We start from the raw sequence: 21,666 nt of genomic DNA on the forward strand, positions 1-21,666 counted from the left end.
AAATTCACCAGTTGGCTAAATGGTAACATTAGAGCGGGATTAGAAAAAGAACAACAGCGCCAAGAGGGCGCTGTTGTGTTAGATCTTCGATGTTTATTCTGCCGCGCGGAAGTAGCGATAGATAAAGCCTGCCAAAATCGCGCCGACAATCGGTGCTACCCAGAATAACCAGAGCTGCGATACCGCCCAGTCACCGACAAACAACGCAGGACCTGTACTGCGCGCAGGATTCACCGAAGTATTGGACACTGGAATACTGATTAGGTGGATCAAGGTTAAGCCTAGACCTATCGCAATCGGGGCAAACCCTTTGGGCGCGCGTTCATCGGTGGCACCTAAAATAATGATTAAGAAAAACAGTGTCATAACAACTTCGCAAATCATGACCGACAGCATGCTGTAGCCACCAGGGGAGTGCTCACCAAAACCGTTAGAGGCAAATCCGCCGGCGAGTGAAAATCCTTCCTGCCCAGAAGCAATAAGATACAAGATACTCGCCCCTGCAATCCCGCCTGCGACTTGGGCTATGATATAGGGCAATAATTCTGCCGCTGGAAAACGTCCGCCAGCCCAAAGGCCGAATGACACCGCAGGGTTAAGGTGACAACCTGAAATATGGCCAATCGCAAAGGCCATAGTTAGAACCGTTAAGCCAAATGCGAGCGCGACACCGAGTAAGCCTATGCCCACCTCGGGAAATGCAGCGGCAAGTACCGCACTGCCACAGCCTCCAAGGACTAACCACAAGGTGCCAAGAAATTCCGCCGCCATTTTTTGTGACATATTCATTGATTGGTTTCCTATTATGTTAAAGACACTTGTTTGTTAACGAGTGCGTCTTTATTCCTTATTTACCTGTCTATTGGCGGATTTTGTCTGAGTGGGCAAAATCGCGCTCGAGACACGAGCTCCCTTAACAGCAATTTTTTGTCAAACGCTTGTGAGGCAATGACCAAGTGTTTGAGTTGTTTTAGAGCAATATTCAGCATCAGCTTCAATATAGTGAGATTTGATTAAGCTTCAGTGACGGAGTTATTTACTCATACTCTGTTGCTACCACTATCAGTCATTAATAATAGATGGCTTTAAATGGGTTGCTGATTTTCTTGATTAATTTAGGCAGGAAGAGGGGAAATCGATACGTTGAGGCGTAAAGACAGCAAGAGCTTCATGTAGAAGCTCTTGGTTAGGTTATCGCTTGATCTTTTGAGAAGGTAAATTACTTAGCGCTAAATCTTCCGCCGAGTACAGCTTCGCGGGAGGCGCCTGTGACAGCTGGGAGGTTGGCGGGTAAGCCTAAGTGGTTACGCATGGCGAGCCAGGCGAAGGCGATGCCTTCGGCCCATTTAGGGTCGACGCCAAGGGCCGAGGTAGTATCCAGCTTATAACCTGGTAATAAGGCGGCAAGACGTTGCATCAGTTGGCCATTGAACGCGCCGCCACCACAGACGAACAATTCCCCTTCATTGGATAGTTTAATAATGTCTTGGGCTATGCTGTGGCAGGTTAAATCCAATAACGTCGATTGGATATCTTCTTCATCTAAATGATTAAAAGGCGATAATTGCTGTTCTAACCAAGCTTGGTTAAATAGCTCTCGCCCAGTGCTTTTAGGGTAAGCAAGGGAGAAATACGGGTGCGAAAGCAGTTGCATTAACAGGCCTTGGTCGGTTTTGCCCGATGCCGCCCATTCGCCATCTCTATCGAAGGGCTCACTTTTCACCTGCTGGATCCAGGCGTCTACCAAGGTATTGCCAGGTCCCGTGTCGAAGCCCAGAACTTGGTCACTGTTGCCCGGTAAATAAGTAATGTTAGCTATGCCGCCAATATTTAAAATAATGCGTTTTTTGCCAACTTCAGCAAAGGTTTGCTGGTGGAATGCGGGCACTAAGGGCGCGCCTTGGCCACCTAGGGCAATATCTTTACGGCGAAAATCGGCAATCACATCGATACCGGTTTCAGTTGCTATAGTGTTTGGATCGCCAATTTGCAGGGTAAAACCCACTTCAAGGTTTGGCATGTGGCGCACGGTTTGGCCATGGCTTCCAATGGCGATAACCTCTTCTTTGGCAATGGTGCATTTGGCCAGCAGATTATTGACTGCTAAGGCAAACAGTTGACCTACATTACGATCTAAACGGCCGAGGCGGTTAATTTCATCTGTACTGGGTAAGCAAAGGCGCTGTAGGCCTTTGAGCAAATGGCTCGGTATGGCTTCGGTATGGCTGGCGATAAGCTGCGGCTGCGCGCCTGAAAAGTCGACCAATACGGCATCGACACCGTCCATGCTGGTGCCTGACATCAGTCCAATATAATAAGCGTTTTTCATTGGGAGGAATCCGTCCGTCGTTATTGCATTGCCAATTGCGTTTGCTTGTTTTGCGAAAGTGTAGTCATCAATTGCTGGCTAAGTGCATCGAATTGATTTTTTTCTTTTCTCGCAATCGATTCGGCTTTAGGTAGCGTTATGGTTCTTGGGTTGCGATGGACGCCATTGACGATAAATTCGTAATGCAAATGCGCACCCGTGACGCGCCCCGTTTTACCTAATGTACCTATGATTTGCCCTTGCTTAACGCTGGCTCCTTTGCTGACGTTGCGCTTCGTGAGGTGAAGATATTTGGTGGTATAGGTATCGTTGTGTTTGATAAACACATAGTTACCGTTGAATTGATTGTAGCCCGCCTCTATGACGCGTCCGCTCCCCGCCGCTTTAATGGGTGTGCCAATGGCGGCGACATAATCCACACCGCGATGGGCTTTGACTTGGCCCGTTACTGGGTGTAAACGTCTTGGATTAAAGTTGGAACTGACATATTTAAAATCGACTGGTGAGCGTAAGAAAGCTTTACGCATGCTAGTGCCATTTTCGGAATAATAGTTGCCGTCGGTATAGCGAATGGCGGTATAGCGCTCATCTTGGTTAACAAATTCTGCGGCTAAGATATTGCCGTTACGCAAAAATTCACCATCGGCATATTCTTGCTCATAAATAATGGCAAAGCTGTCGCCTTCGCGTAAATCTAAGGCGAAGTCGATGTCCCAGCCAAATACGGTCGATAATTGCATGATCTGATTTGCACTCATGCCTGCATCGACGGCGGCGTTCCAGAAGTTGCTCTTAATCTTAGCACTGGTGAAATGGCTGCGGATTTCCACATCCTTCTCGGAGATTTTTTCTTGGTATTGCTCTTGATTCTTAGTAATCACTAAGGTTGAAATTGCATTGACGCGATAACGCACTTCGGTCAAATCACCATTGGCATCCTTTGAAATCACGATTTCTTCGCCCGGCATGATCTTAAGTAAGTTTTGTTTGGCCAAGGGAAGTTGGGTTATTTCATACACGTCTTTACTGGTTAACCCAGCGCGATCAAATACTGCGGCTAAGGTGTCACCGTTTTTAACGTTAAAATGTTCGACGTCCCTGTGATGGGCACTCTCTAAGGATTCAGTGGCTGGATTATTAGCATCACCCGCGGCAAGCGCGTCGGTTGATGCTAATGGCGCAGCATTGGTGGGCGCATTGTCTGTTTGGCCCTCTAATAACTCTGGACGTTCAGGCGAGCGAAACGCTAAAGGCACATCATAACGGGTGTTGATTTGAGCTTGGTCATCTATGCTGGTGGTTTGTCTTGAAGCTTGTGCTTCTTCAGAAGGTAGTAGCATGGTTATCATAGTGATAACTGAAAGAATGCTGAGGAGAATTTGATGCTTTTTAGGCAACAATTTAAATAACGTTATAACCTTTCCCATTGACGCCGATACCAATAACCAGAGACTTAAATAATCCCGTTAGTGTACACACTTTCAATTGTGGTGGCTAACAAGTAACATAAGTCTCTTCATTTTATGATCATGGCCTTAGGAGTCCCTGCCGAGATGGCTGATTTAGACCAAGTATTAGCAGAAATTAGACGTGGTACCGATGAGATTTTACTCGAAGCGGATCTGCTGGAAAAACTCAAAGAAGGACGTCCACTCCGTATTAAGTTAGGCGCCGATCCTACCGCTCCGGACATCCATCTTGGACACACAGTAATCTTAAATAAATTAAGGTTATTCCAAGAGTTAGGTCATGAAGTCATTTTCTTGATCGGTGACTTTACCGGTATGGTGGGTGATCCAAGCGGAAAAAACAGTACGCGTCCACCGTTAACCCGTGAGCAAGTATTAGCGAACGCAGAAACCTATAAAGAACAGGTTTATAAGATACTTGATCCGGTTAAAACCCGTATCGAATTTAACTCAAGCTGGTTAGAGCCATTGGGTGCGGCGGGGATGATCCGCCTTGCTTCTAAGCAAACAGTAGCTCGTATGATGGAGCGCGATGACTTTAAGAAGCGTTATGCCTCGGGCCAATCTATTGCTATCCATGAGTTTATGTATCCTTTACTGCAAGGTTACGACTCAGTTGCGCTGCAGGCCGATGTTGAGCTGGGTGGTACAGATCAAAAGTTCAACCTGTTAATGGGCCGTGAACTGCAAAAAGCGGAAGGCCAAAAGCCACAAGCTGTGATCATGATGCCGCTGCTCGAAGGTTTAGACGGCGTGAAGAAAATGTCTAAGTCGGCGCACAACTATATTGGCGTGAGCGAACCTGCCAACGAAATGTTTGGTAAGCTGATGTCGATTTCGGACGATTTAATGTGGCGCTACTTTGAGCTTTTGTCATTCCGCCCACTGGCTGAAATTGAGCAGTTTAAGCAAGATGTGGCGAATGGGTCTAACCCACGTGACATTAAAATTGCCTTGGCTAAAGAAATCATCACACGTTTCCACGATGAAGCGTCTGCAGAAAGCGCGCATCAAGCCTTTGTTGATCGCGCTAAGGGCATGATCCCTGACGATATCGACGCTGTCGAGTTAGTGGCGGGTGACGGTCTGGCGATTGCAAATCTGTTGAAAGATGCTGATTTAGTGGCGTCGACTTCAGAAGCCATGCGGATGATCAAGCAAGGCGCGGTGAAGATGGACGGCGAAAAGCTGGACGATAGCCGTATGATCTTGTCTGCTGGTACTGTCGCGGTATTCCAAGTCGGTAAACGCAAGTTTGCCAAAGTGACTTTGGTTTAAGCCATTGTCTGTTAAATAAAAAAGTCGTTAAACGAACAAAAAGAGCGCCTTAGGGCGCTCTTTGTTTTTAAGTCTGTTTCACCCCTGCAGATTAAGGCGCTGTGTTGGCCTCGTGCTCGGCGATATTACATCTGTCGGTGCCAAAGTGTTGCCCACCACTGCATTTCCACGCCAGTTGCGCCGAACTCACCTGCCATTGTTTAGCATTCTGCTTCAAGGAAATAATCAACAGCATTTGTGGATGTTGCTTGGAGAGCTCGCTCACCTGATAGGTCAAAATGCTGTCTTTATTGGTTTGGGTTCGCACTAAGGTAAATTTGTTGCCTGCGTATTGGCTGCTGATCTGACTTGGGTCTTCCGACCAGGGTTGATGTTGTGCCTGAGCGACACGCAGTTGCTGATTAAAATGACTCACTGGCTGAACGGCGTAGGACACGATTATGGGCTGTAAGGCCTGTGCTTTGGGAGCCAGCATTAAGCCATTAAGGGCGAGTAGGGCTATCAATCCAAAAAACTTCATACAAACCTCATTGAAACGAAACGACTCAGTCAACCTATCGAAGGCGAAACACTCAGTGGTATTGACTCATTGTTAGTTTCGACCCGTTTTTAGGGATCAAGTTTCAAAGACAGCTAAATTTTGTGACTACTGCATCGCTAATTGGTCAGACATGGTCTGGTAATCGATAAGATCCACATGCTCAGTCACCCTATGGTTGAGCATATCGAGTTTAAGGCTAGTGACGCCAGGAATGGCAATGTCGATGATTTTGCCAGGTTTGCCGAATTGTTCACCGGGTCCTTTGAAGTGATAGTTACCTATCATCACCACTAAAGAGCCGGCGTTATACATATGTTCTATGTTGAAGTCGTACTCGAGCACGCCCTCGTGGGCGCGCTCGAGAAAGTCGATGATAAAGCGGCCGCCAGTGTATTTACGGTTGGCGGTTTTGTCGAAGAAGACGCTTTCGCGATTATAGAATTTTCTGAGTGTCTTGTAGTCGTGTTCGGTTAGCGCATTCATATACTTTACGGCTAACTGCTGTTCTTGTGGCATTTCACCTGAGTTGGCTTGCGCCGCTGCAGGATTGAGGGCTGGAACAAAAATGAGGCACAAAATAAGACACAATATTCGCAAACTATTCCCTCTTGGTTTTGAGATCAAAGGCCGGTAACGACAGATGCCACTTGATGGCGCTTAAGCGGATAAATAGAGCACTGGTCATCGCCAGAAACAGCGCCGTTTTCTCGCCCATACCGTAGGCTAAACTCACGGTATAGCCGATACCACCTATGATTGAAGCTGTGGCATAGACTTCTGTACGTAACACCATAGGAACTTGTCTGCACAGTAAGTCTCGAATAATGCCTCCTCCCACGCCTGTGATCAAGCCCATTACCACGGCAATCATGCCACTCAAGCCCATGTTGAGGGCTTTTTCGGCACCAATCACAGTAAACAAGGCTAATCCAAAGGCATCGGCGACCGGCAAAATATATTCAGGCACCTTGCGAGGTCGACGCACTAACAGCAAACAGGCGAGCACAGTTGCGAGAATCACTATGATGTAATTGGGATCGCGGATCCAAAACACAGGTGTTGCGCCAATTAAGGCATCCCGAATACTGCCGCCGCCCACAGCGGTGACCGAGGCTAGCACTATGACGCCAAAGGGGTCCATTCTATGACGCCCAGCGGCAAGCGCGCCAGATAGCGCAAATACAGCGGTACCCCATAAATCAAAAAAGTAGATCCACTGGCTCATTTACTCATCTCTTTGATATGTATATTTAATGCGTCAACAGAGATGCGGATTTCAATCACAGATAAAATCAGTGAATAGAGCAGCAGTAGCAGGCTAGCACCAAAGATCACTGAGCCAGTTTTATTAAAGCCGACATAGATGAAAATCATGCACAGTACGCACAGGGCAAAGCTCGATACGCCCGCTTCTTGCATACGACGAATAATGGTAATGCGCTGGCTCAGGTTTTTGATTTGATCTTTATGTACGGGTTTTTCACCACTGCTTAAGTTTCGGATTAATGCCGCGAGGGCAAAAAAGCGATTGGTATAAGCAAGTAGTAACAATGAGATAGCAGGAAATAACAACGCAGGGGTTGTTAATGAAACATGCATGTTTTCGAGCAAGATAGTCAGCCTTTAACTTCACGTTGAGATAATGCGGCATCATATCACAGGCTATGTAACCAACGTAAACCTGCCCATAACAAGGGCAGGATAATGATAAAGCTAAACCAGATGGCACAGGCGCGTGAGGTCAGCTTGATTGCTGGGGCGATGGCCTCACTGGTCGGCTGCGGGCCATAACCTAGTTTGTCCACATTGATACGCACGCCATTAAACTTTTGAGGTCCACCGAGTTCGATGCGTAAAATACTCGCCACCAGATTCACACTGAGGATATAGCCTCGAATCGCGGGATGATTTTTTGGCGTACGAAATAGCTTAGCGAATGCCTTAGGGCCGCCTTGAATGGCAATTGATAGACTCCACAGCCAAGCGGGGATCGCCAGTAAGAGGGTCGATACGCCATTCACAGTACTGCAAAAATGTTGATACTTAGGCTGAATGGGCGGCCAGCTCAATTCGAGTTGTTTGAGCATACGCACCGCCAGCACTAGCGGTGCTCCGGCGATAGCGAAAAAGAAAATGGTTAATGCTGTGCCGTAAATAGGCGCTGTGGCGAGTTTTTCTATGGTAGCTTTGGCTAGGCCGATTTCCGACAAACTATCGGTATCGCGCACTACCCAAGGCTGTAAAAGCTTTTTTGCGCTGGCATTGTCTCCACGTTTTAAGGCTTTAGCGATTTCATCGGCGACTTGGCTAAACCCTGCATCGGTTAAGCATAGATAAAGCACCAAAAATTCGAAAAACCATGGAAAGGCGGCCAGTTCGAGCAAAAAGGTGATAATGGCCCAAAACGGAAACAGTAACAGCATCATAGCTAAAAAGCCTGCTGTGGCTTGTTGGCTTGGAGAGCGTTCTGGACGATTTACCTTGGCGGCGAGTTGCTTAGCTAAATGGCCAAACCAAATAAGCGGCTGCATTTCACGTGGCAATGGCGCTAACCGCGCCAATAACAAAGCAAAAAAAAGTACCAAAAAGCCTTCAAACAAAGCGCCATCTATCTCGACAAGTTGTTGATAAAAAGAGGTGTGCATTCGGTACTTTTCCGCTTAAGTGATTATTTTACTGCGCTAGGATTCAGTTGCTCAAGTAGCAGCATCACCATCAGCGCCGAGTGGTAACCCGCTTTGACAATATAAGAATCAAAATCTACTGGCGAGTCATTGTTGGCGTTATCCGATAAAGAGCGGATCACCACAAATGGCACATCAAACTGATGGCAAACTTGAGCTATTGCCGCGCCTTCCATTTCACAGGCGGCCATCGTTGGGAAGTTTTTCAACATGGCTTGGGTGCGAACAGGATCGCAAATAAAGCTATCGCCAGTACAGATCAACCCTTCAATCGCTTTGACTTCGCCCAGTTGCGCAATGGCCTTGTTGGCGGCTTCAACTAAATGTGCGGCTGGGATAAACGCTGCAGGTTGCTGTGCCATTTGGCCAATTTCGTAACCAAAGGCGGTGACATCCACATCGTGGTGACGCACTTCAGAAGAAATCACGATATCGCCAATGGCCAGCGTATCGACAAAACCACCGGCAGAACCTGTGTTGATCACGGCATCCGGCGCATATTTTTCGATGAGCAGTGTGGTCGCAATACTTGCGGCGACTTTACCTATGCCAGAGCGAGTTACGACAACGTCTTTACCCGCAAGAGTGCCAGCAATAAATTCAATACCAGCAATAGTTTGCGATGTCGCATTTGTCATGGCGGCGATCAGGTGAGCGACTTCTGGCTCCATTGCGCCAATAATTCCAATTTTCATGGGAGACCTTTTTGATTCAACACTTAAGAGTGGGACACGAGAATGCTGGCTAATATACCACACAGTTTTGTGCTGTCGTTATGGTGAGATTGGGATTGCTTGATAATGGCAGGGTAAAAAGCGGGAAGGGTTAACGAAAAAAGTGCGTACCCTAAGACGCACACTTTTATCTATTTATTTCATCTGTCTATTTTACTTATCTATTTTTCCATCAACCGATGGCGACAAATCACAAACAAATGGCTGGACTTGTTTGCCTAAGTCCAGCCATTGCAGTGCTTATTAAACGACAGCGGAAAAACAATGTTTCAGCGATAAAACCAACACATTGGCGTTTAAGTTTAGCGCTTAGTCTAAGTAGTTAAGAATACCTTGGGCGGCATCGCGACCTTCTGCAATGGCTGTCACGACTAAGTCAGAACCGCGCACCATATCACCACCGGCAAACACTTTAGGGTTGGTGGTTTGGAATGGATTTTCGTCTAACTTACTCGCTTTAACTCGGCCCCATTGATCGAGCTCGATACCATGGTCGGCAAACCAAGGTGCTGGACTAGGTTGGAAACCGAAAGCAATAATTATCGCATCGGCTTCGAGCAACTGTTCGCTACCCGCAATCGCTTCGGCACGTTGACGACCGCTTGCATCGGCCTTGCCCATGGCGGTTTCGACGCATTCAATGCCAACTACTTTGCCATCTTGGGTTTTAATCGCCACAGGTTGACGGTTAAACAGGAAATTAACGCCTTCCTCCCGCGCATTTTGCACTTCGCGGCGTGAACCCGGCATGTTGGCCTCATCACGGCGGTAAGCACAGACTACGCTGCTGGCACCTTGTCTGACGGCTGTGCGCACGCAATCCATCGCAGTATCACCACCGCCTAATACCACCACACGTTTACCTTCAAGGTTGAGGTAGGGTGTTTCGTCATTCTGGGTGCCCATTAAATGATGGGTGTTACCAATCAAATAGGGTAGGGCTTGGTATACGCCTTGGGCATCTTCGCCCTCAAGGCCCGCTTTCATCGCGGTATAGGTGCCCATCCCAAGGAATACGGCATCGTATTCTTCGAGCAGTTTAGTAAATGGGATGTCCTTACCGACAGTAACCCCGAGTTTGAACTCAATGCCCATGCCTTCTAATACACTGCGACGGGTCGCCATGACGGCCTTGTCGAGTTTAAAAGACGGAATACCGTAGGTGAGTAGACCACCAATTTGTGGATATTTATCAAAGACCACGGCTTTAACGCCGTTACGAGACAGAATATCCGCGCAGCCTAAACCCGCAGGACCCGCACCGACAATCGCTACTCGTTCAGCGCGCGGCGTGACCTTGCTCATATCGGGGCGCCAACCTTGGGCGATGGCTGTATCGGTAATGTATTTTTCGACATTACCGATAGTGACAGCACCAAAGTCGTCGTTAAGGGTACAAGCGCCTTCGCAGAGTCTGTCCTGTGGACAAACACGGCCGCAGATTTCGGGCAGAGTGTTGGTCTCATGCACTAAATCCGCCGCTTCCATGATGCGACCTTGCTCCGCTAGCTTGAGCCAGTTAGGAATATAATTGTGTAGCGGACATTTCCACTCACAATAAGGATTGCCGCAATCTAAACAGCGATCCGCTTGCTGTGCCACTTCTGGTTGAGCAAAAGGCTGATAAATCTCAATAAACTGAGTCGCACGTTTAGCCGCAGGGTGTTTGGTGGGGTCTTTACGACCCACTTCAATAAATTGAAAATCGTTACTCATGCGCCATTACCCCGCTTTTACAACTAATTCTGGGCTCGATTTCTCTAACTTGAGTAGATCGGCCACGGCAATATTTTTAGGTTTTACTAATACGAAGCAATCTAACCAGTTACCAAAATCACTTAAAATCATCTTGGCATGTTCGCTGCCCGTTTCGGCCACGTGGGCTTCAATCAGACCTTTCAAATGTTGTTGATGAATAGGTGATTCAAGTTTTTGAGTATCGACAAGCTCAGTGTTCACACGGCGATTGAAGCGGCCGAATTGATCGAATACATAGGCAAAACCACCTGTCATACCTGCGCCGAAGTTCACCCCTGTTTTACCAAGGACAACCACAATACCGCTGGTCATGTATTCACAGCCGTTATCACCGAGCCCTTCGACCACAGCAATTGCTCCTGAGTTACGGACCGCAAAACGCTCGCCCGCTTGACCTGCGGCGAAGAACTTGCCGCCTGTCGCGCCGTAAAGGCAGGTGTTACCGACAATGGCGCTGCGTTCACTCTGGAACGGGCTGCCAATAGGCGGATAAATCACTATTTGGCCGCCAGACATACCTTTACCGACATAGTCGTTGGCATCGCCGCAGAGTTTTAACTCAAGGCCTGGGCTGTTCCACACGCCAAAGCTTTGGCCGGCACTGCCGTTAAAGCTCAGTTTGACCGGCGCTTTGGTGCCTTTCACGCCGAGCGTGCTCGCGATATAGCCTGACAAGGTCGCGCCAACGGAGCGGTCGGTGTTGTTGATGCTATAAGCGGCATCGAAACACTCGCCCTTATCGACGGCGCTTTGGCACTCGTTTAATAAATGTTGGTTAAGCAGTCCTAAATCCGCTGGTGGATTGGTTTCTTGCCAAGTGCGTGACGAGGTTGCCGGCACCTTAGGTTGATACAAAATCGGTGACAGATCTAAGCCTTGTTGCTTAGCGGTTTGGCCTTCGAGGGCATATAACCATTCGCTGCGACCGACTAAATCTTCAAACTTGCTCACCCCTAAGGTTGCCATCCATTCACGGACTTCCTCGGCGACAAACTCAAAGTAAGTCATTACTCGCTCTGGCAGACCATGGTAATGGTTGTCACGCAGGTTTTTATCTTGCGTCGCCACGCCTGTCGCGCAGTTGTTCAAGTGGCAAATACGCAGGTATTTACAACCTAGGGCGATCATAGGCACAGTACCAAAACCAAAGCTCTCAGCGCCTAACAACGCGGCTTTAATTACATCGGTACCGGTTTTTAAACCACCATCGACTTGCAGGCGAATTTTATGGCGTAGACCGTTTTCCACGAGCGATTGATGCACTTCGGCTAAACCTAGCTCCCACGGACTCCCCGCATACTTCACTGAGGTTATTGGGCTGGCACCTGTGCCGCCGTCATACCCTGAAATCGTGATCATATCCGCATAGGCTTTAGCTACGCCGGTGGCGATCGTGCCCACGCCGGGTTCAGACACAAGTTTGACTGAAATCAGCGCTTTCGTGTTGATTTGCTTCAAGTCGAAAATCAGTTGGGCTAAATCTTCGATAGAGTAAATATCGTGGTGCGGCGGCGGTGAAATCAAGGTTACACCAGGACGTGCATGACGCAGTCCGGCGATTTCAACACTCACTTTATGGCCGGGTAACTGGCCTCCTTCACCGGGTTTTGCCCCTTGGGCGACTTTAATCTGCAACACATCGGCATTGACTAAGTAGTGTGCCGTAACGCCAAAGCGCGCCGAGGCAATCTGTTTAATTGCAGAGTTGCGTTCAGTATTAAAGCGGCGAGCATCCTCACCACCTTCACCTGAGTTCGAGCGGCCGCCTAAGCGGTTCATTGCAATAGCCAGCGCTTCATGGGCTTCGGGGCTGAGGGCGCCGATACTCATGGCTGCGCTGTCAAAACGTTGATACAAGCCAGCTGCGCCTTCGACATTAGCGACATCAATCGATGCTTGTGCACCCTTGATACCGATTAAGTCACGTAGCGTGGCTATTGGACGATTGTCGACGAGGTCGGCAAACTTTTTATAGGTCGCGAAATTTTTGTCAATCAATGACGCCTGCAAAGTGTTGACCACATCAGGGTTGAAGCAGTGATACTCACCCCCTTCAACGTATTTCAGCAGGCCACCTTGTGGCAATGGCACATGGGCGCGGTAGGCCGCTTTGTGCAGAATCGCTTGGTCTTGGGCTATTTCAGCAAAACTGACGCCTTCGATACGGCTGATAACGCCTTTAAAGCACAGTTCAATCACATCGCTGGCGATGCCGATGGCTTCAAACTGTTGGCTACAACGGTAGGAACCGACAGTGCTGATGCCCATTTTGGACATGATCTTACGCAAACCTTTTTCGATACCGTAACGGAAGTTCAGCATCAATGCTGTGGTGTCGGTTAACTGGTGACGTTTCGCCAGTTCAGAGATTGATTCATACACTAAGTACGGATAAATCGCGGTGGCACCAAAGCCAAGCAAGACGGCAAAGTGATGCGGATCTCGCGCCGATGCGGTTTCAACTATGATGTTGGTGTCGCAGCGCAGGCTCTTATTCACCAGCATTTGTTGCACAGAACCGACCGCCATGGCCGCAGGGATCACTTGCGCCGTTTTACCTATGGCTCTATCCGAAAGGATCAACAAAGTCGTGCCGCTGCGGGCTAAACGCTCGGCTTCGGCTGTGATGCGGCGAATGGCACTTTCTAATCCTTCCTGTGGCTCGTAATTCAAATCGACAATATTGGCGCGGTAGTAAGTGCTATCTAATCCCAGTAACTGGTTAAAATCACTGAATAATAAAATAGGTGAATTGAACATCACGCGGTAAGCATTACCCGTCGTTTCATTGAAGAGGTTCTGTTCACGGCCAATACAAGTGGTCAACGACATAACGTGTTTTTCACGCAAGGGGTCGATAGGTGGATTCGTTACTTGAGCAAATTTCTGCCTAAAATAGTCATACAGTGAACGTGACTTTTTCGACAATACCGCCATAGGCGTATCGTCGCCCATAGAACCTGTGGCTTCTTCACCTTGTTTTGCCAATACCCAAATGACTTGTTCTAATTCCTCACGGGTATAGCCAAATTGTTTTTGGTATTGCAGCAAAAGCTCAGGGCTTAACTCGCTGGCACCATGTTGTTCAGAGGCTAAATCTTCCGCTGGCGTTAAAGTACGGCTGTTCTTCGCCATCCACTCTTTGTAAGGGTGGCGACGTTTCAAGTCGTTATCAATTTCAAAGGATTGGTACAGGCGGCCGTTCAAGGTATCGAGTACCAGCAGCTCACCGGGCCCAACGCGGCCTTTTTCAATCACTTCATCGGCGGCGTAATCCCAAATACCGACTTCGGAGGCCAAGGTCAAAATACGATCTTTTGTGATCACATAACGCGATGGACGCAGACCATTACGGTCAACTGCGCAGGCGGCATGGCGACCGTTGGTCATCACAATACCTGCCGGACCATCCCAAGGCTCCATGTGCATGGAGTTAAAGTCGTAGAAGGCTTTTAGTTCGTCATCCATTTCTGGATTACTTTGCCAAGCAGGCGGGATCAATAGACGCATGGCACGGTATAAGTCCATGCCACCGGATAACAGCATTTCCAGCATGTTATCTAAGGAAGAAGAGTCTGAGCCTGTTTCATTCACAAAGGGAGCGGCCTGCTGCAAATCTGGCAGTAGCGGTGAATTAAACTTATAGGCGCGGGCGCGGGCCCATTGACGGTTACCCGTAATCGTGTTGATTTCGCCGTTATGGGCTAAATATCTAAACGGCTGAGCTAATGGCCATTTAGGAGAAGTATTCGTTGAGAAACGTTGATGGAATAAGCAGATAGAGCTTTTTAAGCGAATGTCCGCGAGATCGGGATAAAACGCGGGCAAGTCTACAGGCATCATCAAGCCTTTATAGACGATAACTTGGCCAGACAAACTCGCGACATAGAAGTCTTTGTCGTCGGTGATTTGCTGCTCTAAGCGGCGACGCGCCATATAAAGGCGGCGTTCCAAGTCTTTTTCACGCCAGCCAATGGGGGCGTTGATCAGCACTTGGTAAATTTGTGGCAGGCTAGCCTTGCCAATTTCACCTAACACATCGGGATTGACCGGCACTTTGCGCCAGCCTGCAATACTTAAGGTTTCACGCTCGAGTTCGCGCTCAAGAATAAACTTGGCTTGTTCGGCCAATTCATCATCTTGACTTAAAAACAGCATACCTACGGCAAATTTACGGCTCAAATGCCAATCATTTTCCGCGGCAATCGCTTCAAAAAATTGCACTGGCAATTGCATTAATAAACCACAGCCGTCGCCAGTGCGACCGTCGGAGGCAATGCCACCGCGGTGCTTCATGCGATCTAGACCATGGATTGCCGTGCGCACTATACGGTGGCTGGCTTCGCCATCCATCTGTGCTATCAACCCAAAACCACAATTGTCCCGCTCAAAACTGGGATGATATAAGCTCATACAAAAACCTCCCTAGACCTCAACTGATTACTACTCGGGGAGAAAATGTAAAGACTTTCTATAGATATGCACCCGAACCACCCAAATTAGCCTGAGATTCAATAAAGGTCAAACCAAAAATTTGCATAAAACATGGGTATTAATTCATGTTTCATACACAAATCATAATTGCTTTACGTTAACGTCAACAGTAAAAAGTGCTGTATAACATTATGAATAAAAAGAATTTTAAAAATGAGGAAACTGTGGGTTTACTAAAATGTAACATGCTGGTGGGATTGTTTTTGATTTAGAAATAGTGATTTTTATTGCAAACACAGTAAATAAATAAAAAATTAAAATTGTTGAATTATTATTCACTTTGATGTGAGCGATATCTCAATGGTAAGCGCGTTAATTTGAGGATGCGCACATTTCTGACAATAAGGGTATGAGTCAGGCGGGAATTTGATGTAGCGCCAAGAAACCTCTCGCTACCTTGTTTACACTAAGCTTTTTCTTCTATTTGTTCACGTATTTTCTTTTTTATTTGTGATTTTATCTTGGTTATTCTCAATGAAGCGATATGAAATTTGGTGGGTGCTCTGATGGGGCTTGATGCATATGTGAACACCTTTGGTGCCGTTTGCAAGGCGCGATATGGTACGCGACTGCGAAAACTCACCATAGATGCCAAGTTTACTTGCCCCAACCGTGATGGCACCTTGGGGCGTGGAGGTTGTACTTTCTGCAATGTGGCGTCATTTAGCCACCAAACTGCTGATATGCTGAGTATTACCGAGCAGCTCGAACAGGGTAAGAGTCGTTATCGTGAGGCGAAACCTCAGGCGCAAGCCGATAAATTTATAGCGTATTTTCAGGCTTACACTAGCACTTATGATGAGTATCAGGTGTTAATGGCTAAGTACGATGAAGCCGTTAAAGATGGCGAGATAGTGGGTTTGTGTGTAGGAACTCGCCCCGATTGTGTGCCAGATAATGTACTGGATTTACTGGCAAGTTATCAGGCAAACGGTGTTGATGTGTGGTTAGAACTTGGGTTGCAAACCGCTAAAGATGAAACGCTGCGCAAGATCAATCGCGGCCATGATTTCGCCTGTTATTGTGATACTGTGTCGAGGGCGAGAGCTCGCGGTCTTAAGGTGTGCACTCATCTTATTCTTGGCTTACCCGATGAAACCCATAGCGATTATATGGCGACCTTAGCCGCTGTATTGCAGCTGGGTGTTGATGGCTTGAAGTTGCATCCTTTGCATGTCGTCGAAGGTAGCACTATGGCCAAGGCGTGGCGAAGTGGGCGCTTACCTTTACTGAGTCTTGAAGATTATGCTCGCAGTGTTGGTGAGATGATCCGCCATACACCCGCGGAAGTGATTTTCCACCGCGTCACCGCTTATGCGAAAAAACCTATGCTATTAGCACCAGATTGGTGTGCCTATCGATGGGATGGATTGGTGGCAATTGTGGATAATTTACAGCTTTATGGTGGACAAGGGCACGTATTAGCGCAACGATAGAGGCAAGTTAGTGGGATACATTTCCTCCTTAAATGCTATGTCGTCGCTATTATTTTGTAAGTGTTTACTTATGACTATTAGTTTGTTTTTTGTTAATTTTAATCGAATTTGACCATGTATATCGCTATAAGTTGCACAGACAATTTTAGTGGGTATCATGTGATAAATTCGTTTTAAGCATTGGACCACTTAAGGGAGGCCTCATGGCCACAGTTGAATTAGAAGTAATCCTAGATCTCAATACTCTCGAACAGTACTGTAGCGCCATTGGTGCCGGTACTTTACTTAAGAGTGTGGTGTTATTTGAGCAGTTAATGCCTGAATATGTAGGAAATCTAGTGAAGGCTAACGACGCTGCAGATAGAGATACCTTATGTTCAGAAGCGCATAAATTTAAAGGTGCCGCAGGTTCGGTAGGTTTAAAACGCATTCAGCAAATCGCCCAGTTATTGCAGCACGGTGAAGAGCCAAGATGGGATGCTGAACACGGCGCTTGGGTTGCTGAGATCGTCGAACATGCAAGTGCGGATCTACAACAGTTAAAGTTATTCCTCCAAGCTAAAGCATAAGATATCGATCTGCTAAGGCGCAGCAATAACGTCTGTTGTTGCGCCCAATTGAGTGAATGATTGCGTTAGATTGTTGCGTTAGATTGTTGCGTTAGATATTGCGTTAGTTTGACGGCTGAGTTTGTTGCCTTTTACGTTTCCCCGCGAGTGCTTTTCTCCTCTTTGTTTGTTACTCCCACTTAAGTTTTACAGCTAATCGGTTGAATATCGATTCGGCTCACACTCTTGAAATCTAATGCCGCGTTATTGGCTTTCAGTTATGCTAGAGTAGATTTAATTTCTTAATTCATAACCTTAATGGCAATCGAGAAAATGAAAAGTTTACCTAGCTTAAAAAACTTATTCTATTTGGTGAATCTCCATCAAGAGCAGAATTTTAACCGCGCGGCTAAGGTGTGTTTTGTCAGCCAATCGACGCTTTCGAGTGGGATCCAAAACTTAGAAGAGCAGTTAGGGCATCAGTTGATTGAGCGAGACCATAAGTCGTTTATGTTTACCGCTATTGGTGAAGAAGTGGTGCAGCGCGCCCGTAAAATTCTCACCGATGTGGATGATTTGGTTGAATTGGTGAAAAACCAAGGCGAGCCGATGACAGGCGATATTCGTTTAGGGTGTATTCCTACGATTGCGCCTTTCCTATTGAGCCGTGTTATTCGTCAATGCCAGCAATCTTATCCAGCGATGAGTTTATTACTGAAAGAAGATACCACTGAGCGTTTGTTGGATGCCTTAGGTAAAGGTGAGCTGGATTTATTGATCCTTGCTTTGCCTGTGGATACCAGCGGTTATCACAGTATGAAAGTGGGTAAAGATCCGTTCAAAATGGTGATCCATAAGGATTTAGCCGGAGAAATCCATCAGCCGATCGATTACCAAGCCTTGCCAGACGAGAGTATTTTCCTGCTGCAAAGCGAGCATTGCATTACGGGTCATGCCATCACAGCCTGTCAGCTTGGGGATAGCGCGAAAGTGAATCCGTTTGCCGCCACCAGTTTGCATACCTTAGTGCAGATGGTGAATAGTAAGCTGGGCACTACATTTCTGCCGCAAATGGCAATCGATGCGGGTATTTTGAATGACACAGATTTGGTGGTGATGACGCCGCCGGGTGAAGCGCCTTACCGTGATATCGGCCTTGTCTGGCGTCAAACGACCAGTCGGATCTTAACCTTCCGCACCTTAGGTTTAATGATCCAAAAGTTATTAACTAAAGAAGCACAATAAGCTCGCTGCAACTGTAAAGTGTTAATGCAACTCAACGCTTAAATATGATGAGAAATTAGAGTGGGGAAACGCCAAACACTTCGATGGAGTGTTGTTTACCTTTGAGTTTGACTGGGCCTAGATTCGATAGGTGATATTGCGTGTTGGGATTATCTAAACGTCCCGCGAGTGCGCCCGAGATCAACATGCGTTGCCCCAAGGGATTACACTGATCTTGCAGTCTCGCTAGGGTATTGAGCACATCACTAAAGAAACTAATCTCTTGTTTTTGCACGCCAACAACCGCTGCTACGACTTGGCCACAATGGGCCGCCGCTTTAAACTTAGGCACAAAGCCATAGTGTTCTTCAAAGTAACGTCTTTGCCAATTAAGTTGCTGACTAAATTCAAAATAGATATTCATGCAGCGGTCGTGGACTATCCCTTCTTCTAAAGGCCAGTGGATCAACACGGCATCGCCCATATAGCGATAAATCTCGGCTTCGTTGTTGGTCACAGTATCCGACAGCAAACTAAAGCTATCTTGGATCAAGCGACTAAAACGGTAATCCCCAAGTGATTCGGCGTGTGTGGTCGAGGCGACCATGTCTAGATAAAGGAATAATCGTTGTTCGTACCTTGGCTTATGGTATTTACCTAGGCCAATGTTGAGCAGAATACGTGGGCCAACTAACAGCGCCATTTGCTCAACGAAGGCTAAACTGACTCGCACGACCACCAGATAGACGATCAATGCTTGGAATGAAGGACTGTAGAGAATGTGCGCCGTCAGCATTTGTCTTAGGGTCGACATGTGATTTTCGATGGCCCACATATTCAAAAATTGGGTCATGTAAGCTAATGTCGTCGCCCCCAGTAATAAAAACAAGCCTTTAAAGATGACAGAAAACACATAGGGGAGGCGATTGATAGCACTGAAATCAGCAATAACGTTCGACATCCAATGCAGGCTGCCAAAAATTATTCCCATATAGATAGCAAGTGTCGCGAGATCGGCCGAACCTACCGCCCATTGGGGCAGTTCTGGTGATTGGGCATATCGAAAAAACACGAATGCAGCCATGGCAATCGCCCAAGCTAAAATCGCAAAAAGGAGTTTTTTCGCTTGTCTACGTGCTCTCACTGCGTGATGGGTATCCGAATACGGCTGTGATTTCAGAATGCCGTAGTTTATAGAAAAGAGTCACCTTAGTGCCAGTGAAATTTGTGATCTGGATCAATCCAAGTCTATATCGTCACTAAATATTAACCAAAAACCTTATTAAGTATCATGGCGGTGAAACTGGTCTTTAAATAAAAGCCTCTAGGGTTGGTCATTTTGAGGCTGCCATCTTCGGCAATGCTTTGTGTTAATGCTTTACTGTTGGCGGCTTTGGGACGTAATTGCAGTACTTCGCCGTGGCGTGCGGTGAGTTTTTCGACTTTGCCGAGGGCGATAAGCTCCATGATCTCTTCCCAATCCTGTTGCAGCAATTGCAACTCCTGTGGATCAGGCTCCCACAATATCGGGGTGCCAATACGGCGCTCTCTCACAGGAATATGCCGCTCACCTTCAACGGGTACCCAAAGGACTCGCTGTAACTTATGGCTGACTAAGCTGTTTTGCCAGGTTAACCCTTGGATATTCGACAGCGGCGCCACGCAAACATAGGTGGTCTCCAATGGTCGTCCCTGTGAATCGATGGGGATAGTTTTAAGCTCGACACCTAGATGCAGAAAATCTTGCTCAGGTTTAGAGCCTGCCGTCGCGCCTAGTTCCATTTCGATTAACTGGCCGACCCAGCCTTTATCCCGCTTAAGATCCTTGGGGACCCTTAGGCCTCTTTGGGCTGCTATTTGCGCCAAACTCACGCCTGCCATCATATGGGCGCGTTCGAGTAGCTCAGGGAGATTTTCGGGGGGAATAATTCGATTCATGGCTGGATTTTACTTAAAAATAACCGCTTAGCAATGGCGGTTAAAAAATGAACTCCGCAATTTGAGTAAACTTGTACCGATTGTTTTTATTCTAAGTATCTGATTTTAAATTTCATATCCGAGTTACCCCCCGTTTTGCAAAAAAGTGTTCAAAGTTACTCTCTGCTTTCCCTTGCGTTCCCCACATACTTATCCACAGATATTATGGATAACTCAGTAAAATGCGTCCCTTAACCTAATAAAAACCCCAAGTCAATGCGAATACAGGGCATTTATTCCGGCTTTTGTGGACAGTTGTGGACACTATTTGTGTATAAAGTTGAGTAATATCGTGAGAACCATAGAAATAGCTCTGGCTGGTTAAATAATGAGCTTTATTGTTTTTTTTGCCATTAATAAATTATAATTACCATTCAAGTTATTGAATTTGTTTTAGATAAAGTTTTAACTCTAAATTAATCAAATGGCGCTAAATAGATGTTTTTTGAGCGTTATAACAAGTTTACCTGAGTTTCAAACAGAGATATCCACAGAAAATGTGGATATCCCCGCATTTCATCCCCTAGCTTTGTTGATAAATGTCTTTTAAGTGTGATTCTATCCAAGACCTAGGGTGAAATAGAGGTTTGCTGAGAGACTAGCTTTATGAAACAATCAGTTTATTAAAATTTAATGTGATTTGGAGTCCATGTGATTGATAGCGACGGCTTTCGCGCAAATGTGGGCATTATAATTTGTAACAGATATGGCCAAGTCATGTGGGCCAGACGCTTCGGTCAACACTCATGGCAATTTCCTCAAGGTGGTGTCGATGATGGCGAGACAGCAGAAGAGGCAATGTACCGTGAGTTATATGAAGAAGTGGGCCTAAGACCCGAACACGTGCATATCCTAACCTCGACCCGTTCTTGGTTACGCTATCGTTTGCCAAAGCGTTTAGTCAGGCAAGACAGTAAACCTGTGTGTATTGGGCAAAAACAAAAGTGGTTTCTGTTACAACTGAAAAGCCAAGATAGTGCGATTAATTTGAGTTCCTCTGGGCATCCTGAATTTGACGATTGGCGCTGGGTAAGTTATTGGTATCCTGTGCGGCAAGTCGTGTCATTTAAGCGTGATGTTTATCGTAAGGTGATGAAAGAGTTTGCGGTAACGGCATTGTCATTCCAGACCCTAGAAATACCTAGGAAACGGGGAAGACAAAAAACAACGGGCTGATTTTCAAAAGAGGATTGA

18 protein-coding genes are annotated in these 21,666 nt (G+C 46.8%); 5 read left to right on the forward strand and 13 right to left on the reverse strand.

Annotation, left to right across the window (positions count from 1 at the left end):
- Positions 1 to 93: 93 nt before the first annotated feature.
- The 3 genes from aqpZ to AC5YB3_RS17695 all read right to left on the reverse strand — a co-directional run bounded on the left by aqpZ (position 94) and on the right by AC5YB3_RS17695 (position 3,756).
- On the reverse strand, positions 94 to 789 hold the full coding sequence (aqpZ, locus tag AC5YB3_RS17685; protein ID WP_494525844.1) for an aquaporin Z: 696 nt from the start codon (positions 787 to 789) through the stop codon (positions 94 to 96).
- A 430-nt stretch (positions 790 to 1,219) separates the two neighbouring features.
- Entirely contained in the window at positions 1,220 to 2,329 is a 1,110-nt protein-coding gene (locus tag AC5YB3_RS17690) for an anhydro-N-acetylmuramic acid kinase (RefSeq protein ID WP_494525845.1), read from the reverse strand.
- Positions 2,330 to 2,349: 20 nt separating this feature from the next.
- The gene (locus AC5YB3_RS17695; RefSeq protein WP_494525846.1) at positions 2,350 to 3,756 is read right to left on the reverse strand and encodes a peptidoglycan DD-metalloendopeptidase family protein; all 1,407 of its coding nucleotides are present in this window, start codon (positions 3,754 to 3,756) and stop codon (positions 2,350 to 2,352) included.
- Between the two features lie 126 nt (positions 3,757 to 3,882).
- On the opposite strand from AC5YB3_RS17695, the gene tyrS reads away from it, so the two are divergent.
- On the forward strand, positions 3,883 to 5,076 hold the full coding sequence (gene tyrS, locus AC5YB3_RS17700) for a tyrosine--tRNA ligase (RefSeq protein WP_259527084.1): 1,194 nt from the start codon (positions 3,883 to 3,885) through the stop codon (positions 5,074 to 5,076).
- 91 nt (positions 5,077 to 5,167) lie between these two features.
- On the opposite strand, the gene AC5YB3_RS17705 is transcribed toward tyrS, so the two are convergent.
- From AC5YB3_RS17705 to gltB, 8 genes are all read right to left on the reverse strand, one after another.
- Positions 5,168 to 5,596, reverse strand: a complete 429-nt coding sequence (locus tag AC5YB3_RS17705; protein ID WP_006085051.1) for a hypothetical protein — start codon at positions 5,594 to 5,596, stop codon at positions 5,168 to 5,170.
- Positions 5,597 to 5,722: 126 nt separating this feature from the next.
- Positions 5,723 to 6,214, reverse strand: a complete 492-nt coding sequence (locus AC5YB3_RS17710; protein WP_006080750.1) for a nuclear transport factor 2 family protein — start codon at positions 6,212 to 6,214, stop codon at positions 5,723 to 5,725.
- A 1-nt stretch (position 6,215) separates the two neighbouring features.
- Positions 6,216 to 6,842 (reverse strand): trimeric intracellular cation channel family protein, encoded by a 627-nt coding sequence (locus AC5YB3_RS17715; protein ID WP_006080751.1) that lies wholly within the window; start codon positions 6,840 to 6,842, stop codon positions 6,216 to 6,218.
- Complete coding sequence (locus AC5YB3_RS17720; protein WP_006085052.1) at positions 6,839 to 7,216, reverse strand: DUF2721 domain-containing protein; 378 nt, start codon at positions 7,214 to 7,216, stop codon at positions 6,839 to 6,841. Before AC5YB3_RS17720 ends, AC5YB3_RS17715 begins: the two co-directional genes overlap by 4 nt.
- Positions 7,217 to 7,272: 56 nt before the next feature.
- A complete protein-coding gene (locus AC5YB3_RS17725) occupies positions 7,273 to 8,262 on the reverse strand; it encodes a cobalamin biosynthesis protein CobD/CbiB (protein ID WP_006080753.1) in 990 nt (329 codons plus the stop codon).
- Between the two features lie 23 nt (positions 8,263 to 8,285).
- Entirely contained in the window at positions 8,286 to 8,996 is a 711-nt protein-coding gene (locus tag AC5YB3_RS17730) for a 5'-methylthioadenosine/adenosylhomocysteine nucleosidase (protein WP_063884522.1), read from the reverse strand.
- A gap of 348 nt (positions 8,997 to 9,344) precedes the next feature.
- Positions 9,345 to 10,751 (reverse strand): FAD-dependent oxidoreductase, encoded by a 1,407-nt coding sequence (locus tag AC5YB3_RS17735; protein WP_126492502.1) that lies wholly within the window; start codon positions 10,749 to 10,751, stop codon positions 9,345 to 9,347.
- Positions 10,752 to 10,757: 6 nt separating this feature from the next.
- Complete coding sequence (gene gltB / locus AC5YB3_RS17740; RefSeq protein ID WP_071939205.1) at positions 10,758 to 15,206, reverse strand: glutamate synthase large subunit; 4,449 nt, start codon at positions 15,204 to 15,206, stop codon at positions 10,758 to 10,760.
- A gap of 587 nt (positions 15,207 to 15,793) precedes the next feature.
- Here gltB and mnmL point away from each other — a divergent pair.
- The 3 genes from mnmL (at position 15,794) to oxyR (ending at position 18,516) form a co-directional block, all read left to right on the forward strand.
- Positions 15,794 to 16,723 (forward strand): tRNA modification radical SAM protein MnmL/YtqA, encoded by a 930-nt coding sequence (gene mnmL, locus AC5YB3_RS17745; RefSeq protein WP_259481977.1) that lies wholly within the window; start codon positions 15,794 to 15,796, stop codon positions 16,721 to 16,723.
- Positions 16,724 to 16,926: 203 nt separating this feature from the next.
- Positions 16,927 to 17,292 carry an Hpt domain-containing protein gene (locus tag AC5YB3_RS17750; RefSeq protein WP_006080758.1) on the forward strand — a complete coding sequence of 122 codons (366 nt, stop codon included), beginning with the start codon at positions 16,927 to 16,929 and terminating at the stop codon, positions 17,290 to 17,292.
- A gap of 312 nt (positions 17,293 to 17,604) precedes the next feature.
- A complete protein-coding gene (oxyR, locus tag AC5YB3_RS17755; protein ID WP_086010628.1) occupies positions 17,605 to 18,516 on the forward strand; it encodes a hydrogen peroxide-inducible genes transcriptional activator OxyR in 912 nt (303 codons plus the stop codon).
- Between the two features lie 55 nt (positions 18,517 to 18,571).
- On the opposite strand, the gene AC5YB3_RS17760 is transcribed toward oxyR, so the two are convergent.
- On the reverse strand, positions 18,572 to 19,639 hold the full coding sequence (locus tag AC5YB3_RS17760) for an adenylate/guanylate cyclase domain-containing protein (protein ID WP_006080760.1): 1,068 nt from the start codon (positions 19,637 to 19,639) through the stop codon (positions 18,572 to 18,574).
- Positions 19,640 to 19,761: 122 nt separating this feature from the next.
- A complete protein-coding gene (gene mutH / locus AC5YB3_RS17765) occupies positions 19,762 to 20,433 on the reverse strand; it encodes a DNA mismatch repair endonuclease MutH (RefSeq protein ID WP_494525847.1) in 672 nt (223 codons plus the stop codon).
- 690 nt (positions 20,434 to 21,123) lie between these two features.
- Here mutH and rppH point away from each other — a divergent pair.
- Complete coding sequence (gene rppH / locus AC5YB3_RS17770; RefSeq protein WP_006080762.1) at positions 21,124 to 21,648, forward strand: RNA pyrophosphohydrolase; 525 nt, start codon at positions 21,124 to 21,126, stop codon at positions 21,646 to 21,648.
- Positions 21,649 to 21,666 lie beyond the last annotated feature (18 nt).

This window comes from Shewanella sp. 1311 (assembly GCF_059338235.1).

What these genes read in the sequence shown, in the direction of transcription:
- aqpZ (WP_494525844.1), bottom strand. Translation starts at nt 789, where the DNA reads ATGAATATGTCACAAAAAATGGCGGCGGAATTTCTTGGCACCTTGTGG.
- AC5YB3_RS17690 (WP_494525845.1), bottom strand. Translation starts at nt 2,329, where the DNA reads ATGAAAAACGCTTATTATATTGGACTGATGTCAGGCACCAGCATGGAC.
- AC5YB3_RS17695 (WP_494525846.1), bottom strand. Translation starts at nt 3,756, where the DNA reads ATGGGAAAGGTTATAACGTTATTTAAATTGTTGCCTAAAAAGCATCAA.
- tyrS (WP_259527084.1), top strand. Translation starts at nt 3,883, where the DNA reads ATGGCTGATTTAGACCAAGTATTAGCAGAAATTAGACGTGGTACCGAT.
- AC5YB3_RS17705 (WP_006085051.1), bottom strand. Translation starts at nt 5,596, where the DNA reads ATGAAGTTTTTTGGATTGATAGCCCTACTCGCCCTTAATGGCTTAATG.
- AC5YB3_RS17715 (WP_006080751.1), bottom strand. Translation starts at nt 6,842, where the DNA reads ATGAGCCAGTGGATCTACTTTTTTGATTTATGGGGTACCGCTGTATTT.
- AC5YB3_RS17720 (WP_006085052.1), bottom strand. Translation starts at nt 7,216, where the DNA reads ATGCATGTTTCATTAACAACCCCTGCGTTGTTATTTCCTGCTATCTCA.
- AC5YB3_RS17725 (WP_006080753.1), bottom strand. Translation starts at nt 8,262, where the DNA reads ATGCACACCTCTTTTTATCAACAACTTGTCGAGATAGATGGCGCTTTG.
- AC5YB3_RS17730 (WP_063884522.1), bottom strand. Translation starts at nt 8,996, where the DNA reads ATGAAAATTGGAATTATTGGCGCAATGGAGCCAGAAGTCGCTCACCTG.
- AC5YB3_RS17735 (WP_126492502.1), bottom strand. Translation starts at nt 10,751, where the DNA reads ATGAGTAACGATTTTCAATTTATTGAAGTGGGTCGTAAAGACCCCACC.
- gltB (WP_071939205.1), bottom strand. Translation starts at nt 15,206, where the DNA reads ATGAGCTTATATCATCCCAGTTTTGAGCGGGACAATTGTGGTTTTGGG.
- mnmL (WP_259481977.1), top strand. Translation starts at nt 15,794, where the DNA reads ATGGGGCTTGATGCATATGTGAACACCTTTGGTGCCGTTTGCAAGGCG.
- AC5YB3_RS17750 (WP_006080758.1), top strand. Translation starts at nt 16,927, where the DNA reads ATGGCCACAGTTGAATTAGAAGTAATCCTAGATCTCAATACTCTCGAA.
- oxyR (WP_086010628.1), top strand. Translation starts at nt 17,605, where the DNA reads ATGAAAAGTTTACCTAGCTTAAAAAACTTATTCTATTTGGTGAATCTC.
- mutH (WP_494525847.1), bottom strand. Translation starts at nt 20,433, where the DNA reads ATGAATCGAATTATTCCCCCCGAAAATCTCCCTGAGCTACTCGAACGC.